This window comes from Providencia sp. PROV122 (genome assembly GCF_028482365.1).
Taxonomy (GTDB): Bacteria; Pseudomonadota; Gammaproteobacteria; order Enterobacterales; family Enterobacteriaceae; genus Providencia; species Providencia stuartii.
Map to the genome: position 1 here is coordinate 99,814 of NZ_JAMPQI010000014.1, position 16,721 is coordinate 116,534.

The 16,721-nt window shown below is 43.9% G+C and carries 14 protein-coding genes; 13 read left to right on the forward strand and 1 reads right to left on the reverse strand.

Going from position 1 to position 16,721, the window contains the following annotated elements:
- Nucleotides 1–30: 30 nt before the first annotated feature.
- Nucleotides 31–795: an AraC family transcriptional regulator gene (locus PSE69_RS12065; RefSeq protein ID WP_004917746.1), complete on the forward strand. Its 765-nt coding sequence runs from the start codon at nucleotides 31–33 to the stop codon at nucleotides 793–795.
- A gap of 71 nt (nucleotides 796–866) precedes the next feature.
- Here the strand turns inward: PSE69_RS12065 and PSE69_RS12070 are convergent, their stop codons facing one another.
- Nucleotides 867–2,153, reverse strand: a complete 1,287-nt coding sequence (locus PSE69_RS12070; RefSeq protein ID WP_004917748.1) for a citrate synthase — start codon at nucleotides 2,151–2,153, stop codon at nucleotides 867–869.
- A gap of 615 nt (nucleotides 2,154–2,768) precedes the next feature.
- Between PSE69_RS12070 and sdhC the strand changes: the two genes are divergently transcribed.
- The 12 genes from sdhC to ybgE all read left to right on the forward strand — a co-directional run bounded on the left by sdhC (nucleotide 2,769) and on the right by ybgE (nucleotide 16,595).
- Nucleotides 2,769–3,158 carry a succinate dehydrogenase cytochrome b556 subunit gene (sdhC, locus tag PSE69_RS12075; protein ID WP_004917750.1) on the forward strand — a complete coding sequence of 130 codons (390 nt, stop codon included), beginning with the start codon at nucleotides 2,769–2,771 and terminating at the stop codon, nucleotides 3,156–3,158.
- On the forward strand, nucleotides 3,152–3,496 hold the full coding sequence (gene sdhD / locus PSE69_RS12080) for a succinate dehydrogenase membrane anchor subunit (protein ID WP_004917752.1): 345 nt from the start codon (nucleotides 3,152–3,154) through the stop codon (nucleotides 3,494–3,496). Before sdhC ends, sdhD begins: the two co-directional genes overlap by 7 nt.
- Nucleotides 3,497–5,263, forward strand: coding sequence for a succinate dehydrogenase flavoprotein subunit (sdhA, locus tag PSE69_RS12085; RefSeq protein WP_004917753.1), 1,767 nt, complete (start codon nucleotides 3,497–3,499; stop codon nucleotides 5,261–5,263).
- Between the two features lie 35 nt (nucleotides 5,264–5,298).
- Nucleotides 5,299–6,015, forward strand: a complete 717-nt coding sequence (locus PSE69_RS12090) for a succinate dehydrogenase iron-sulfur subunit (RefSeq protein ID WP_004917754.1) — start codon at nucleotides 5,299–5,301, stop codon at nucleotides 6,013–6,015.
- 302 nt (nucleotides 6,016–6,317) lie between these two features.
- A complete protein-coding gene (gene sucA, locus PSE69_RS12095; protein WP_004917756.1) occupies nucleotides 6,318–9,125 on the forward strand; it encodes a 2-oxoglutarate dehydrogenase E1 component in 2,808 nt (935 codons plus the stop codon).
- 14 nt (nucleotides 9,126–9,139) lie between these two features.
- On the forward strand, nucleotides 9,140–10,354 hold the full coding sequence (gene odhB / locus PSE69_RS12100) for a 2-oxoglutarate dehydrogenase complex dihydrolipoyllysine-residue succinyltransferase (protein ID WP_004917758.1): 1,215 nt from the start codon (nucleotides 9,140–9,142) through the stop codon (nucleotides 10,352–10,354).
- 134 nt (nucleotides 10,355–10,488) lie between these two features.
- Nucleotides 10,489–11,655, forward strand: coding sequence for an ADP-forming succinate--CoA ligase subunit beta (sucC, locus tag PSE69_RS12105; RefSeq protein WP_004917759.1), 1,167 nt, complete (start codon nucleotides 10,489–10,491; stop codon nucleotides 11,653–11,655).
- Nucleotides 11,655–12,527, forward strand: a complete 873-nt coding sequence (sucD, locus tag PSE69_RS12110; protein WP_004917763.1) for a succinate--CoA ligase subunit alpha — start codon at nucleotides 11,655–11,657, stop codon at nucleotides 12,525–12,527. Before sucC ends, sucD begins: the two co-directional genes overlap by 1 nt.
- A 925-nt stretch (nucleotides 12,528–13,452) precedes the next feature.
- The gene (gene cydA / locus PSE69_RS12115; RefSeq protein ID WP_004917765.1) at nucleotides 13,453–15,021 is read left to right on the forward strand and encodes a cytochrome ubiquinol oxidase subunit I; all 1,569 of its coding nucleotides are present in this window, start codon (nucleotides 13,453–13,455) and stop codon (nucleotides 15,019–15,021) included.
- A 14-nt stretch (nucleotides 15,022–15,035) separates the two neighbouring features.
- A complete protein-coding gene (gene cydB, locus PSE69_RS12120) occupies nucleotides 15,036–16,175 on the forward strand; it encodes a cytochrome d ubiquinol oxidase subunit II (protein WP_004917768.1) in 1,140 nt (379 codons plus the stop codon).
- Nucleotides 16,176–16,187: 12 nt separating this feature from the next.
- A complete protein-coding gene (gene cydX, locus PSE69_RS12125) occupies nucleotides 16,188–16,301 on the forward strand; it encodes a cytochrome bd-I oxidase subunit CydX (protein WP_008912071.1) in 114 nt (37 codons plus the stop codon).
- 6 nt (nucleotides 16,302–16,307) lie between these two features.
- Nucleotides 16,308–16,595 (forward strand): cyd operon protein YbgE, encoded by a 288-nt coding sequence (gene ybgE / locus PSE69_RS12130; RefSeq protein WP_004917770.1) that lies wholly within the window; start codon nucleotides 16,308–16,310, stop codon nucleotides 16,593–16,595.
- Nucleotides 16,596–16,721: the final 126 nt, after the last annotated feature.

Below are 16,721 nucleotides of genomic sequence, written 5' to 3' on the forward strand. Positions count from 1 at the left end.
AGACAATAAACATCAAAAATAGGACATGTTATGGCATGGCTTAATCAGCAAGATAAGTTTGAGACACATTGGTATCAAGCTCCGATATTAGGGATTGCAGCGGAGATGGGGCAACACGACTCAGGCTTTCATGCTCACGATATGGGGCAATTACTGTTTACGCAGCAAGGTTGTATCCGTATTTCATTGGAAAACCGCTTATCATTACTTCCTCCTGGCAGAGTGGCTTGGATCCCCGCACAGGTTGTTCATCGTGCGCAAATGCGGGCGTCTGTTGGCTATCGCTCCGTTTATCTAAGCCAACAGTTTGCTCAGCAAATAGGTAGTGAAGTCATGGTGTTAACGGTAACACCGCTATTAAGAGAGCTTCTTGAACGTATTGCTATTGCACCTTTTGATAGCCAGTGGCAAACAGGGCGGTTAGCCAATTTATTACCTGTGTTTATCGATGAATTGCAAAATGCGAGTAAAGAGCCGATGTTTATCGCTATACCGCAAGATCGCAGACTGAAACATGTCAATATGGAGCAGCTTCCTCCACCATTAGTCGCGCTGGCCCAAACCGTTGGAGCAAGTGAAAAAACGATTACACGTATTTTTTTGCGTGAAACAGGCATGAGTTATCAGGTTTGGCGCCAACAATGGCGTTTTATAAAGGCTGTAGAGCTTCTTGCTCAAGGGAAGCCCTACCATTTTATCACTCAAGAATTAGGGCTAACGAGTGATAGCGCATTTATTAGTTTTTTTAAAAAAATGAGTGGTGTTACACCAAAAGAATACCAATCAACTAGCTAAATCATGCGATAGAAAAGCCCCGATTTTCGGGGCTTTGGTATGTAGGGAATCGAATCGTTTTAGTGAGAATATTATTTTTTTGATAGGTTAGAGTTAAACTCACGTTTCCCGTAGCCAGTATATAGCTGGCGAGGACGTGCGATTTTCAGACCATCATCATGCATTTCGTTCCAGTGTGCAATCCAGCCGATAGTCCGTGCAATAGCAAAGATCACGGTGAACATAGATGATGGAATACCCATTGCTTTCAGGATGATACCTGAATAGAAGTCAACGTTAGGATACAGTTTTTTCTCAATGAAGTATGGGTCGTTTAGTGCAATACGCTCCAGTTCCATCGCCACTTCGAGTAGGCTATCGTTCAGGCCAAGCTCATTTAGAACTTCATGGCAGGTTTCACGCATAACAGTCGCGCGTGGGTCATGGTTTTTATAAACACGGTGACCAAAGCCCATCAGACGGAAAGAGTCATTTTTATCTTTCGCACGCTCAATAAATGCTGGAATGTGTTCAACAGTTTGAATCTCTTCCAACATACGTAGACAAGCTTCGTTAGCACCACCATGAGCAGGTCCCCATAGCGAAGCGATACCCGCAGCAATACATGCAAATGGGTTTGCACCGGAAGAGCCAGCAGTACGTACGGTTGACGTTGAAGCGTTTTGTTCGTGGTCGGCGTGTAGGATTAAAATACGATCCATTGCGCGCTCAAGCACTGGGTTAACCACATACTCTTCACATGGTGTAGAGAACATCATGTACAAGAAATTACCTGCATAAGACAGGTCATTACGAGGGTAGACGAAAGGTTGACCGATGGAGTACTTGTAGCACATCGCCGCAACCGTTGGCATCTTAGACAGCAGACGATACGCAGTGATTTCACGGTGGCGAGGGTTGTTAACATCCAGCGCATCGTGATAGAAGGCTGCTAGCGCACCTGTCACACCACACAATACTGCCATAGGGTGTGAGTCGCGGCGGAAGCCTGTAAGCATACGGGTAATTTGCTCATGGATCATGGTATGGCGAGTTACCGTATTCTTAAAGGTATTGTATTGTTCTTGCGTTGGCGCTTCGCCGTATAACAGGATGTAGCAAACCTCTAAGTAAGAGGCTTCGGTTGCCAATTGGTCAATTGGAAAACCGCGGTGCAGCAGAATGCCTTTATCACCATCAATGTAAGTGATTTTTGATTCACATGAAGCAGTAGAGGTAAATCCAGGGTCGTAGGTGAAATACCCTTTTGAACCTAAAGTTCGGACATCGATAACGTCTTGACCGAGAGTTGGGGTTAGAATGTCTAGTTCAATTGTACTTGCACTCTCAGTCGTTAGCTTAGCTTTGTTATCAGCCATTTACGGTCTCCTTAGCGCTTGATAATCAACACCCAACAACCAGAACTCAGCGTTATACTGCGTCTTTACACATTGTTCTACCGGTGTGTTGTGGAAATCAGCTAGCTATCACATTAAATCCTGAAATCTGACTACCGATGACAATGTCTTTTAGGTTGTTTACGAGTGTGTAGATGTTATGTTCTTTTTGTTGTTTTCCCTACAATATCATTATTTTTAGTAAGGGAAACTAGTTTCATAACTTTTCAGTTTTCTTTCACGCCGATTGAGATATTGGCGACGTTCAGATAATTCTACCAGCCATATATGTAAGATAAATGTTGAATCATTGTCAAATAAGATAAGCACATTTATATAAAATGTTTAAATCGTGATCCCTCTCACTGTTCGGGCTAAATGTCACCAAACATTTTGTGTGGGAATTGTAATAGCAATGTGAAGACTTTATACTGGCAGCAGGTCTCCGGATTACCCTGATGTAGGAGTTCCAGCGTAATCAGTATGCAACTCTACTTGAACATGATGGACTAACGTTTAGCTTAAGTTGCATTTTGTACCCCTGTCGCTGTCCATTTCCGCCCCAGGTCCGGAGGAAGGAAAATAATAAAGAGCTGTGTGGGCAAAATTGTGAAAAAACAAAGACCTGTCAATCTTGATCTGCAGACGATCCACTTCCCGATCACTGCAATCTCTTCGATCTTGCACCGTGTCTCTGGCGTCATTACTTTCATCGCAGTTGGTATTCTGCTTTGGTTGTTAGGGACATCTCTCTCCTCTCCAGAAGGCTTTCAATACGTATCCGAAATAATGACCGGCTTTTTTGCTAAGTTCATTCTTTGGGGAATTCTAACAGCATTGGCTTACCACATTTGTGGTGGTATTCGTCATATGCTGATGGACTTCGGCTGGGTTGATGAAACACTAGCCGCAGGTAACTCATCTGCAAAAATCACGTTTGTTATTACTGTCGTTCTGGCAATTCTGGCGGGGATATTAGTATGGTAAGTAATGCTTCAGCTTTAGGCCGCACTGGTATTCAGGACTGGCTGTTAATCCGTGGTTCAGCGATCGTTATCGTACTCTACGTACTGTATCTTGTTGGCTTTATTGCCATCAACGATATCACTTATGAAACATGGCGTGGTTTCTTCGCATCTTCTGTGACGAAAGTATTTACTATCCTCACATTGTTCTCGATTTTAGTGCATGCCTGGATTGGTTTATGGCAGGTGCTCACTGACTATGTTAAGCCATTGGCACTACGTTTAGTGTTGCAGCTTGTTATTGTTGTTGCGCTGCTGGCTTACTTAATTTACGGAACAATTGTGGTGTGGGGTGCATAAATGAATCTGCCAATAAGAGAATTTGACGCTATCGTTATCGGTGCAGGTGGCGCAGGTATGCGCGCTGCATTGCAAATTTCGCAACTTGGCTTATCTTGCGCCTTGTTGTCAAAAGTTTTTCCAACCCGTTCTCATACGGTATCAGCGCAAGGTGGTATCACTGTTGCACTAGGTAACACTCACCCAGATAACTGGGAGTGGCACATGTATGACACCGTAAAAGGGTCTGACTATATCGGTGACCAAGATGCCATCGAATACATGTGTAAAACGGGTCCAGAAGCGATTCTTGAATTAGAACATATGGGCTTACCATTCTCTCGTTTGGACGACGGTCGTATTTATCAGCGTCCATTCGGTGGTCAGTCTAAAAACTTCGGTGGTGAGCAAGCGGCTCGTACCGCTGCTGCTGCTGACCGTACTGGTCATGCTCTGTTGCATACGTTGTATCAACAAAACCTGAAAAACCACACCACTATTTTTTCTGAGTGGTATGCCCTTGATTTAGTTAAAAACCAAGATGGCGATATCGTTGGTTGTACGGCAATTTGTATGGAAACTGGCGAGCTAGTTTACTTCAAAGCTAAAGCAACGATCCTTGCAACAGGTGGTGCAGGCCGCATCTATCAATCCACAACAAACGCTCACATCAATACGGGTGACGGTGTTGGTATGGCTGCCCGTGCGGGTGTGCCACTACAAGATATGGAAATGTGGCAATTCCACCCAACAGGTATCGCAGGTGCAGGGGTTCTGGTAACAGAAGGCTGCCGTGGTGAAGGTGGATACCTATTGAATAAAGACGGCGAGCGTTTCATGGAGCGTTATGCGCCTAACGCGAAAGACCTTGCTGGTCGTGACGTTGTTGCTCGTTCAATTATGATTGAAATCCGTGAAGGTCGTGGCTGTGATGGCCCTTGGGGACCTCACGCGAAATTGAAATTGGACCACTTGGGTAAAGAAGTTCTGGAATCACGCCTACCGGGTATTCTTGAGTTATCTCGTACCTTTGCTCACGTTGACCCAATCAAAGAGCCAATCCCAGTTATCCCAACGTGTCACTATATGATGGGCGGTATCCCAACTAAGGTTACAGGTCAAGCGATTCGTTATAACGAAAAAGGCGAGGATGAAGTCATTCCAGGTCTGTTCGCTGTGGGTGAAATTGCGTGTGTATCTGTACACGGTGCTAACCGCCTTGGTGGTAACTCATTGCTCGACTTAGTGGTATTTGGTCGTTCTGCGGGTCTACACCTGAAAGAGTCACTGATGGAGCAAGGTTCAATGCGTGAAGCATCTGAATCTGACATTGATGCTGCAATGGCTCGCTTTAACCGCTGGGAAAATGCACGTACGGGTGAAGATCCTGTTGAAATCCGTAAAGCGCTGCAAACCTGCATGCAACATAACTTCTCGGTATTCCGTGAAGGTGATGCAATGGCGAAAGGTTTAGAAGAGCTGAAAGTCATCCGCGAGCGTTTGAAAAATGCACGTCTTGATGACACATCGACCGAGTTCAACACTCAACGTATTGAATGTTTAGAGCTGGATAACTTGATGGAAACAGCTTATGCAACAGCACAAGCTGCAAACTTCCGTACTGAAAGTCGCGGAGCGCATAGCCGTTTCGACTATCCAGATCGTGATGACGTTAATTGGCTGTGTCACTCATTGTATTTACCGCAATCTGAAACGATGACGCGTCGTGAAGTGAACATGCAACCTAAGTTGCGTGAACCCTTCCCGCCGAAAGTACGTACTTATTAATGCGTGGTGTTAATCCAGTTGCGGAGAAATGAACTATGAAACTTGAATTTTCGATTTATCGCTATAATCCGGACGTAGATAACGCGCCACGTATGCAAGATTACACGCTCGAAGTGCCTGAAGGGCGTGACATGATGTTGCTGGATGCGTTGATCCAACTGAAAGAGAAAGATCCAACATTGTCATTCCGTCGTTCTTGCCGTGAAGGTGTATGTGGCTCTGACGGCGTTAACATGAATGGTAAAAATGGTCTGGCTTGTATCACACCCCTGTCTGCGTTGACTCGTAGCGGAAAGAAAATTGTGATCCGTCCATTACCAGGTCTGCCTGTTATTCGTGACCTGATTATCGACATGAGCCAGTTCTATACTCAATACGAAAAAATTCGTCCGTATCTTATTAATGATAATAAGAACCCACCGGCGCGTGAGAATTTACAGTCACCGGCACAGCGTGAAAAACTCGATGGATTATATGAGTGTATTTTGTGTGCATGTTGCTCAACTTCTTGCCCATCGTTCTGGTGGAACCCGGACAAATTTATTGGTCCAGCAGGTCTTTTAGCTGCATACAGGTTCCTAATTGATAGTAGAGATACTGAAACAGATGCTCGATTAGATGATCTGAACGACGCTTTTAGTGTTTTCCGCTGTCATAGCATCATGAATTGTGTCAATGTATGTCCTAAAGGACTAAATCCAACGAAAGCTATCGGGCATATTAAATCTATGTTACTAAAACATAGTGCATAAAACCGATTTAACCTGCGGTACGAAAGTACCGTAGGTTATTAAATAGTAAAAAGTAAAAGCAAAAAAGTGAAAGTAATAAGCCAAACTGCAAATGATGAAGACGCGAGCAAACTCGAGGAACCTTTAAAAACTGCAGTCAGTTTTTAAAGGTTCCTTAAAAGGGGAGCCCGGAGTGATAAAGGGAAACCCAAAGTGAGAACATGCATAAAGCACGTCCAGAAGAACCTTTATCGAGGCCGCTTAAACGCGGCAATTAGTTAACCACGGCGAAAACTAAAGCTGTAAAAGCTTAAGGGATCACAATGCAGAACGGCGTAATGAAGGACTGGCTGGATTCGAGCTTTCTGGCAGGCGCGAACCAGACTTACATAGAACAACTCTATGAAGATTATCTAACTGACCCCAATTCTGTTGATGCTGGCTGGAGAGAAATCTTCCAGCAACTGCCTGGAGCAGGCACCAACGCTGAGCAATTCCACTCACAAGCACGCGAATATTTCCGTCGCTTAGCAAAAGACTCGACTCGTTATCATACCTCTGTTAGCGATCCTGCAATCGACGCAAAACAAGTAAAAGTTTTGCAGTTGATTAACGCATTCCGCTTCCGCGGGCATCAAAATGCAAATCTTGACCCATTAGGTTTATGGAAACGTGAATCTGTTCCCGATTTAGATCCAGCATTCCATAATCTAACGAAAGAAGATTTCGACGAAACATTCAATGTGGGTTCTTTTGCGATTGGCAAAGAGACCATGAAACTTAGCGACCTGTATGATGCACTGAAACGTATTTATTGCGGTTCTATTGGTGCTGAATACATGCATATCACAAATACTGAGGAAAAACGCTGGATCCAGCAACGCCTCGAGTCTGTGAATGTCGCTGAGCAATTTACGAAAGAAGAAAAACGTCGCTTCTTAGCTGAATTAACAGCAGCAGAAGGGCTAGAGCGTTATTTAGGCGCTAAATTCCCAGGTGCAAAACGTTTCTCATTGGAAGGTGGTGATTCACTGATCCCAATGCTGAAAGATTTGATTCACCATGCGGGTAAACAAGATACGCGTGAAGTTGTACTAGGTATGGCTCACCGTGGTCGCCTTAACGTTCTTATCAACATTTTAGGTAAAAAACCGGCTGAACTATTCGATGAGTTCGCAGGTAAACACAAAGACCACTCAAGTGCTGGTGACGTTAAATATCACCAAGGCTTCTCTTCTGATTTCCAAACCGAAGGCTCACGTGTTCACTTAGCATTGGCATTTAACCCATCTCACCTTGAGATAGTTAGCCCAGTTGTTATTGGCTCTGTCCGTGCTCGTCGTGACCGTCTTGATGAAGGCCGTAGCAATATGGTGCTACCAATCACCATCCATGGTGACTCTGCGGTAGCAGGCCAAGGCGTTGTTCAAGAAACACTGAACATGTCTCAAGCGCGTGGTTATGAAGTTGGTGGTACTGTACGTATCGTCATTAACAACCAAATCGGTTTCACAACGTCTAACCCGAAAGATACTCGTTCAACAGAGTATTGTACTGACATCGCGAAGATGGTCCAAGCACCTATCTTCCACGTGAACGCTGATGATCCAGAAGCGGTAGCATTTGTCACTCGCTTAGCACTAGATTTCCGTAATACCTTTAAACGTGATGTGATGATTGACCTCGTTTGTTATCGTCGTCATGGTCATAACGAAGCTGATGAGCCAAATGCAACTCAGCCAATTATGTATCAAAAAATCAAAAAACATCCGACCCCACGTAAAATCTATGCTGACCGTCTAATTGAAAGTGGTGTTGTGACTGCTGATGAAGTCACTGAGATGGTTAATTTGTACCGTGACGCGCTAGATAGAGGCGACTGTGTCGTTGAAGAGTGGCGTGAAATGGGGCTACATTCTTATACATGGGAACCGTACCTGAACCATGAATGGAATGAAGAATACAAATCCACATTTGATTTAAAACGCTTGCAAGAGCTTGCGGTTAAAACCAGTACTATCCCTGCTGAAGTTGTCACTCAGTCTCGTGTTGAGAAAATTTACTCTGACCGTGCTGAAATGGCAAAAGGCGAAAAACCTCTTGATTGGGGCGCAGCAGAAACATTGGCATATGCAACCTTGGTTGATGAGGGTATTCCTGTTCGTCTATCTGGTGAAGATGCTGGCCGTGGTACGTTCTTCCACCGTCATGCTGTTGTTCATAATCAAACGAACGGTTCAGTATATGTACCGCTGCAAAATATCCATAACGGGCAAGGCGTGTTTAATGTTTGGGACTCAGTTCTGACAGAAAACGCGGTGTTGGCATTCGAATATGGCTACGCGACGACAGAACCACGCGCTCTGACGATTTGGGAAGCTCAATTTGGTGACTTCGCAAACTGTGCGCAAGTGGTTATCGACCAATTTATTAGCTCAGGTGAGCAAAAATGGGGTCGTATGTGTGGCTTGGTAATGCTTTTACCACACGGTTATGAAGGCCAAGGCCCAGAGCACTCCTCTGCACGTTTAGAGCGTTATCTGCAACTGTGCGCAGACCAAAACATGCAAGTGTGTGTGCCGTCAACGCCTGCTCAGGTTTATCACATGTTACGCCGTCAGGCACTACGCGATATGCGTCGTCCTCTGATTGTGATGTCACCTAAATCACTGCTGCGTCATCCATTAGCGGTATCAAGCATGGAAGAGCTGGCGAATGGTAAATTCCTGCCAGTAATCGGTGAAATAGATGAAATCAATCCGAAAAACGTGAAACGCGTCATTCTGTGTTCAGGTAAAGTTTATTACGATCTGTTAGAACAGCGTCGTAAGAATGAACAAACAGATGTTGCTATCGTGCGTATTGAGCAGCTATATCCGTTCCCACACGAAGATATTCAGCAAGCGCTGGCGCAATATGCGCATGTTAAGGATTTCGTATGGTGTCAAGAAGAGCCATTGAACCAAGGCGCTTGGTATTGCAGCCAACACAACTTCCGTGAAGCTATCCCAGCAGGGGCGACTTTACGTTATGCAGGTCGTGCTGCTTCTTCATCTCCAGCAGTTGGTTATACGTCCGTTCACCAAGAGCAGCAACAAGCTCTGGTTAATGACGCGTTGAACATTGAATAATTAAAGGATAGAAAATGAGTAGTGTAGAAATTCTTGTTCCAGATCTTCCTGAATCCGTTGCTGATGCTACGGTTGCCACATGGCATAAAAAACCAGGTGATAGCGTTGAACGTGACGAAGTGCTGGTTGAAATCGAAACGGATAAAGTTGTACTAGAAGTTCCTGCAAGTGAAGCGGGTGTACTAGAAGCTATCGTTGAAGACGAAGGTGCAACAGTGTTATCTAAACAACTGTTAGGCCGTATTCGTTTGGGTGATAGCACTGGCATGCCAGCGGATGTGAAACCTGCTCAAGAAGCTGCACCTGCACAACGTCAAACGGCGAGCTTGGAAGAAGAGAGCAATGATGCACTGTCTCCAGCGATCCGTCGCTTAGTTGCAGAGCATGATCTTAACCCAGCAGATATTAAAGGCACGGGTGTTGGTGGTCGTCTGACTCGCGAAGATGTTGAAAAACATTTAGCAGCGAACAAATCAGCGCCTGCTGCTAAAGCACAAGCACCTGCTGCTCCACAAGCGCCACTGGCACATCGTAGCGAAAAACGTGTACCAATGACACGTCTGCGTAAACGTATTGCTGAGCGTCTGTTGGAAGCGAAAAACAGCACTGCGATGTTAACAACCTTTAACGAAGTTAACATGCAGCCAATCAAAGATCTGCGTAAGCAATATGGTGAAGCGTTCGAAAAACGTCACGGTGTGCGTTTAGGCTTTATGTCTTTCTACATTAAAGCAGCGGTCGAAGCACTGAAACGTTATCCAGAAGTGAATGCTTCTATTGACGGTACAGATGTGGTTTACCACAACTATTTCGACATCAGTATTGCGGTATCGACACCTCGTGGTCTGGTAACACCAGTATTGCGTGACGTTGATGCGATGAGCATGGCTGATATCGAGAAGACAATTAAAGAACTGGCTGTTAAAGGTCGCGACGGTAAATTAACGGTTGAAGACTTAACTGGTGGTAACTTCACTATCACTAATGGCGGCGTATTTGGTTCTCTCATGTCCACACCTATCATTAACCCACCACAAAGTGCAATCTTAGGCATGCATGCTATTAAAGATCGCCCTATGGCGGTTAACGGTAAGGTCGAAATTCTTCCAATGATGTACCTTGCATTATCTTATGACCACCGCCTAATTGATGGTAAAGAGTCAGTTGGCTTCTTAGTGGCTATCAAAGATATGCTGGAAGATCCAACTCGTTTACTGCTGGACGTATAGCAACATAACAGGGCAGGGGCATACCTGTCCGGTCTGAAGTAACCGATGCAACCGGCTCCCGCCGGTTGCTAAATCAGTAACAATTGCAGGAGGCGAATAAACGCCTCTTCAGACTCAATTATGGATAGAACATCATGAATTTACACGAGTATCAGGCAAAACAGCTTTTTACACGCTACGGTTTGCCAGCACCAACGGGTTATGCCTGCTCATCAGCAGATGAAGCTGTAGAAGCGGCTAAAAAAATCGGAAACGGCCCATGGGTTGTTAAATGCCAAGTTCACGCAGGTGGACGTGGTAAAGCTGGCGGCGTTAAAGTCACAAGCAATATCAACGATATCAAAGAATTTGCTGAAAAATGGTTAGGTAAAAACCTTGTTACTTACCAAACAGATGCAAATGGTCAGCCTGTTAACCAAATCCTTGTTGAACATGCGACAGATATTGCTAAAGAGCTGTATTTGGGTGCAGTAGTTGACCGTGGCACACGTCGTGTTGTGTTTATGGCTTCTACCGAAGGTGGTGTTGAGATTGAGAAAGTTGCTGAAGAAACGCCAGAACTGATCCACAAAGCAGTTATCGACCCATTAACAGGTCCTATGCCTTTCCAAGGCCGTGAATTAGCATTTAAATTAGGCTTAACGGGTAAACAAGTTAGCCAATTCGCTAAGATCTTCATGGGCCTAGCGACTATGTTCTTAGAGCGTGACCTTGCTCTAATCGAAGTCAACCCATTAGTTATCAATACTGAAGGCGACCTAGTTTGTTTGGATGGTAAATTAGGTGTTGATAGCAACGCACTATATCGCCAAGCAGAAATGCGTGAAATGCATGACCCATCTCAAGAAGATGCGCGCGAAGCACAAGCTGCACAGTGGGAACTGAACTATGTTGCACTTGATGGCAACATCGGTTGTATGGTTAACGGTGCAGGTCTTGCAATGGGAACCATGGATATCGTTAAACTGCACGGCGGTGCACCAGCTAACTTCTTAGACGTTGGTGGTGGCGCAACTAAAGAACGCGTAACTGAAGCATTTAAAATTATCCTTTCAGATAAGAGCGTTAAAGCTGTTTTCGTTAACATTTTTGGTGGTATCGTTCGCTGTGACCTGATTGCAGACGGCATCATTGGTGCAGTAGAAGAAGTTGGCGTGAATGTACCAGTAGTGGTTCGTTTAGAAGGTAACAATGCAGAGTTAGGTGCGAAGAAACTGGCTGATAGCGGTCTGAATATTATCGCAGCAAACAGCCTGACGGATGCAGCTAAGAAAGCAGTAGCAGCGGCGGAGGCCAAATAATGTCTATTTTAATCGATAAAAACACCAAAGTAATTTGCCAAGGTTTCACTGGCGGTCAAGGTACTTTCCACTCCGAACAAGCGATTGCTTACGGTACTAAAATGGTTGGTGGTGTGACTCCGGGTAAAGGTGGCACAACTCACTTAGGCCTACCTGTATTTAATACTGTTCGTGAAGCTGTAGAAGCGACAGGCGCAACCGCTTCTGTTATCTATGTTCCAGCACCATTTTGTAAAGATTCTATCTTAGAAGCAATTGATGCAGGCATTAAACTGATTATCACTATTACTGAAGGTATCCCAACGCTGGATATGCTGACTGTGAAAGTGAAATTAGATGAAGCTGGCGTACGCATGATCGGTCCAAACTGCCCAGGTGTTATCACGCCGGGTGAATGTAAAATTGGTATCCAACCAGGTCATATCCATATGCCAGGTAAAGTCGGTATCGTTTCACGTTCAGGTACGCTGACTTATGAAGCGGTAAAACAAACGACAGATGCAGGTCTTGGCCAATCAACTTGTGTTGGTATCGGTGGTGACCCAATCCCAGGTTCAAACTTCATTGACATCCTGAAGATGTTCCAAGAAGACCCACAAACCGAAGCAATCGTCATGATCGGTGAAATCGGTGGTAACGCAGAAGAAGAAGCGGCTGCTTACATCAAAGAGCACGTAACTAAGCCAGTTGTTGGTTACATTGCAGGTGTAACAGCGCCTAAAGGTAAGCGTATGGGCCACGCTGGTGCGATTATCGCTGGCGGTAAAGGTACAGCTGACGAGAAATTTGCTGCATTAGAAGCTGCGGGCGTGAAAACAGTACGTAGCTTGGCAGACATTGGCGATGCTGTGAAATCAATGTTGGCAAAATAAGCTCTCGCTTAGCATAAACATTTAAAACAGTGAGGCTCGTATTCCAAAAGAATACGGGCCTTTTTTGTTGTGCGTGGAGCACTAAATACAGAGGGATAACACAGGTGCTGTTATCGATAAATTAGCGGATTATCGCAGTGTGGATACGTGAGATGGAGTGTCGTACTCTTTTTAGCGGCCTAGTTTTTTTAGATTTAATTGTACTATGCAACTACCCTTTAACGGGTTCCAATTATCGCCGTTTGACGGTTATTTATACTGCTTAAATGTTGTACTCTAGTCTTAAATTGGGTGTTTTTCACTCAATGTGATTAAATATACTACTAAAGTGCCATTTTTAATAACGGATGCTTAGTCTTAATTAATAAATCTAAAATAGTCAAATAAGCAGAGATTATTTAGTAATTAATAAAATTCATAATAAAAACCAAATAGGCTAATATTATAAATTAAATTATCTTTTTATGAAGTTTTAAATAAAAAGTTAATTTTTTAGGCTCTCTTTTAGAAAATTAAGAATATTTGTACTATTATCAATAACAGACAATTAACATTTAAATAACCATTAATTGATGATAAGGATAATCGCTTAACAATAATCAAAAAAGTTGACGCAAATCAATTCATTAGTACTAGCATTATTTTTATAATTTGCTTAAATTGGTGTGCGATCAAATACTCATTTTTCTATTATAGGGTATAATTATTGATATATATTCAGAATTCAAATCTGAATCACGCAAAAGAAGTTTATTGTATGTGAAGATAAGCGTACTATTATTATAGTGTCGTTAGAGTTTTTGATTTTGTTAATTATTTGTTGTTTTGAGGCATTTTTTGCTGGTAGTTAAGAGGCTTTCTTTAATTGTATTGGAAGCTGGGTTGCCGCAAGTCGGTGTCTTCCTGCTAGGAGCAAGGAGTCAAGATGTTTGATATTGTCGAACTGTCAAGATTACAGTTTGCCTTAACTGCGATGTATCACTTCCTGTTCGTACCACTAACGCTTGGTATGGCGTTTTTGCTTGCGATCATGGAAACGGTATATGTGCTGTCTGGTAAGCAAATTTATAAAGATATGACTAAATTCTGGGGCAAGTTATTTGGTATTAACTTTGCTCTAGGTGTTGCCACTGGTTTGACTATGGAGTTCCAATTCGGGACTAACTGGTCTTACTATGCCCACTATGTTGGAGATATCTTCGGTGCACCACTGGCAATCGAAGGTTTGATGGCATTCTTCCTTGAATCAACGTTTGTTGGTTTGTTCTTCTTTGGTTGGGATCGCTTAAGCAAAACTCAACACCTTGCGGTGACTTGGTTAGTTGCTTTAGGTTCTAACTTCTCTGCGCTGTGGATCCTCGTTGCGAACGGTTGGATGCAAAACCCTATCGCTGCAGACTTTAACTTCGAAACAATGCGTATGGAAATGGTCAGCTTCTCTGAGCTGGTCCTGAACCCTGTTGCACAAGTTAAATTCGTTCACACAGTTGCTGCTGGTTATTGTACTGGTGCGATGTTTGTTCTGGGTATCAGCTCTTACTATATGCTTAAGGGCCGTGACCTTGCGTTTGCTAAACGTTCATTTGCAATCGCTGCAAGCTTCGGTATTGCCGCTGTACTATCTGTTATCGTTCTTGGTGATGAATCAGGCTACGAAATGGGTGACGTGCAGAAGACCAAGTTAGCCGCGGTAGAAGCTGAGTGGGAAACGCATGCTCCACCTGCAGCGTTTAACCTGATCGCTTGGCCTGACACCGAAAAAATGGAAAACAAATTTGCAATTGAAATTCCATGGGTGATGGGTCTTATCACAACGCGTTCACTGGATACACCAGTTCTAGGTCTGAAAGATCTGATGAAGCAACACGAAGTTCGTATTCGTAACGGTATGATTGCATACGGTGAGTTACAACAACTTCTTGCGGGTAATAAAGACCCTGAGTTGCGTAAATCTTTCGAAGCGAACAAGAAAGATTTAGGTTATGGTCTTCTGCTGAAACAATACGCACCAAATATTGTTGATGCAACAGAAGCACAGATCCAAAAAGCGGTTAAAGATAGTATCCCGAATGTAGGTCCATTGTTCTGGGCATTCCGTATCATGGTTGGCGTAGGCTTCCTGCTGCTGATTATCATCGGTCTATCCTTCCTGTCAGTGGTACGCAACCGTATTGGTCAAAACAAATGGTTACTACGTACCGCATTGTTCGGTATTCCATTACCGTGGATTGCGATTGAATCAGGCTGGTTCGTTGCAGAATATGGTCGTCAGCCGTGGGCTATCGGTGAGGTTCTCCCTGTTTCCGTTGCACACTCAAACTTGACAACCCATGATCTGATTTTCTCTCTAGCTCTGATCTGTGGTCTGTATACACTGTTCTTAATTGCTGAATTGTTCCTGATGTTCAAATTCGCTCGTAAAGGGCCAAGCAGCCTGAAAACTGGCCGCTACCACTTTGAACAGAAAAACAACTCTGCACAAGACGTTCAGTAAACAGGAGTCCACTTATGTTTGATTATGAAGTTCTTCGATTTGTGTGGTGGATTCTAATCGGCGTTCTGCTGATTGGCTTCGCTGTCACGGATGGCTTTGACATGGGCGTCGGCTTCTTATTACCAATTCTAGGTAAAACAGATACTGATCGCCGTATCATGATTAACTCAGTTGCGCCGCACTGGGATGGTAACCAAGTTTGGTTGATCACCGCAGGTGGTGCGATGTTTGCAGCATGGCCACAAGTGTATGCTGCGGCATTCTCAGGTTTCTATGTCGCGATGATTTTAGTGCTTGCAGCACTGTTCTTCCGCCCAGTCGGTTTTGACTACCGTTCTAAGTTGGAGAATCCAAAATGGCGCAACATGTGGGACTGGGGTCTATTTATCGGTGGTTTCGTTCCACCATTAGTTATCGGTGTTGCGTTTGGTAACCTGCTTTTAGGTGTTCCATTCCAAATCGATAGCCAACAATATCTGACTTATACAGGTAACTTGTTCGGCCTACTGAACCCATATGGTCTGTTAGCTGGTGTTGTTAGCTTAATGATGATTGTGACTCAAGGTGCAACATACTTACAAATGCGTACGACTGGTGAACTACACCTACGTGTTCGTAAAGCAACTTATGTAACAGCATTATTAACTCTGCTGGCTTTCGCAGGTGCAGGTGCTTGGTTGGTTATGGGTATCGATGGCTACGTTGTGACTTCAACTATCGATACATTAAGCGTATCTAACCCACTGAACAAAACTGTCGAAGTTGCTTCAGGTGCGTGGTTGACTAATTTCAACAACTATCCTGTGCTGTGGGCATTACCTGCTCTAGGTGTGGTATTGCCACTGTTGACTATGCTGTTTAGTAAAGCAGACAAAAATGCGTTAGCGTTTGTGAGTTCATCTCTCACTATCGCTTGTATCATTTTAACTTGTGGTGTTGCAATGTTCCCATTCATCATGCCATCAAACATCATGCCAAATGCAAGTTTGACCATGTGGGATGCAACATCTAGCCTGTTTACTCTGCAAGTTATGACGGTTGTTGCGATTATTTTTGTTCCAATTGTATTGGCTTACACTGCGTGGTGTTACTACAAAATGTTTGGCCGTTTGGACAAAAACTTCATCGAAGGCAACAAGCATTCACTGTATTAAGGAGCATAACATATGTGGTATTTTGCCTGGATTCTTGGCACGCTGTTAGCTTGTAGTTTTGCAGTGATTGCAGCTCTAGCTTTAGAGCATGCGGAAGATAAAGCTGCTGCTAAAGATGGCGAGTAATAAATAATGCTGGTGGATAAAAGCTATCAGCTATTGGATAAGGGTCCGGTACGGATCCTTATCCTTATATTAGCGTTAGGGATTGCTGGGAGTGTCATGTGGGATCCAACCCAATTTGCGGCTAAAACCAGCTCATTTCTTATCTGGCAAGGGTTATTACTTATTTGGGCAACCTGTAGTGGCATGATTTTTGGTGTCGGATTTCGACCTAATAAATTGATTTGGCGACTACTTTTCCATCCTTTACCTGCCATCATTATCCTTATCTGGGGCTTGGTTAAAGTCTTCAGCTAATCTAATTGTCAATTATGGGTCTGCGGATCCATAATTTTTTTTTGATAACTTTACCCCTAGGTCATTCCAAAGCGCCACCGTCTTGAGTATAGTGGCACCGTTAATTAATTTAACCTAGGATGGAGT

Excerpts from the sequence above, each read along its gene's own strand:
- cydA (WP_004917765.1), top strand. The coding sequence starts at position 13,453 with ATGTTTGATATTGTCGAACTGTCAAGATTACAGTTTGCCTTAACTGCG.
- cydB (WP_004917768.1), top strand. The coding sequence starts at position 15,036 with ATGTTTGATTATGAAGTTCTTCGATTTGTGTGGTGGATTCTAATCGGC.
- odhB (WP_004917758.1), top strand. The coding sequence starts at position 9,140 with ATGAGTAGTGTAGAAATTCTTGTTCCAGATCTTCCTGAATCCGTTGCT.
- sucD (WP_004917763.1), top strand. The coding sequence starts at position 11,655 with ATGTCTATTTTAATCGATAAAAACACCAAAGTAATTTGCCAAGGTTTC.
- PSE69_RS12065 (WP_004917746.1), top strand. The coding sequence starts at position 31 with ATGGCATGGCTTAATCAGCAAGATAAGTTTGAGACACATTGGTATCAA.
- cydX (WP_008912071.1), top strand. The coding sequence starts at position 16,188 with ATGTGGTATTTTGCCTGGATTCTTGGCACGCTGTTAGCTTGTAGTTTT.
- sdhA (WP_004917753.1), top strand. The coding sequence starts at position 3,497 with ATGAATCTGCCAATAAGAGAATTTGACGCTATCGTTATCGGTGCAGGT.
- sucA (WP_004917756.1), top strand. The coding sequence starts at position 6,318 with ATGCAGAACGGCGTAATGAAGGACTGGCTGGATTCGAGCTTTCTGGCA.
- sdhD (WP_004917752.1), top strand. The coding sequence starts at position 3,152 with ATGGTAAGTAATGCTTCAGCTTTAGGCCGCACTGGTATTCAGGACTGG.
- PSE69_RS12070 (WP_004917748.1), bottom strand. The coding sequence starts at position 2,153 with ATGGCTGATAACAAAGCTAAGCTAACGACTGAGAGTGCAAGTACAATT.
- sucC (WP_004917759.1), top strand. The coding sequence starts at position 10,489 with ATGAATTTACACGAGTATCAGGCAAAACAGCTTTTTACACGCTACGGT.
- PSE69_RS12090 (WP_004917754.1), top strand. The coding sequence starts at position 5,299 with ATGAAACTTGAATTTTCGATTTATCGCTATAATCCGGACGTAGATAAC.
- ybgE (WP_004917770.1), top strand. The coding sequence starts at position 16,308 with ATGCTGGTGGATAAAAGCTATCAGCTATTGGATAAGGGTCCGGTACGG.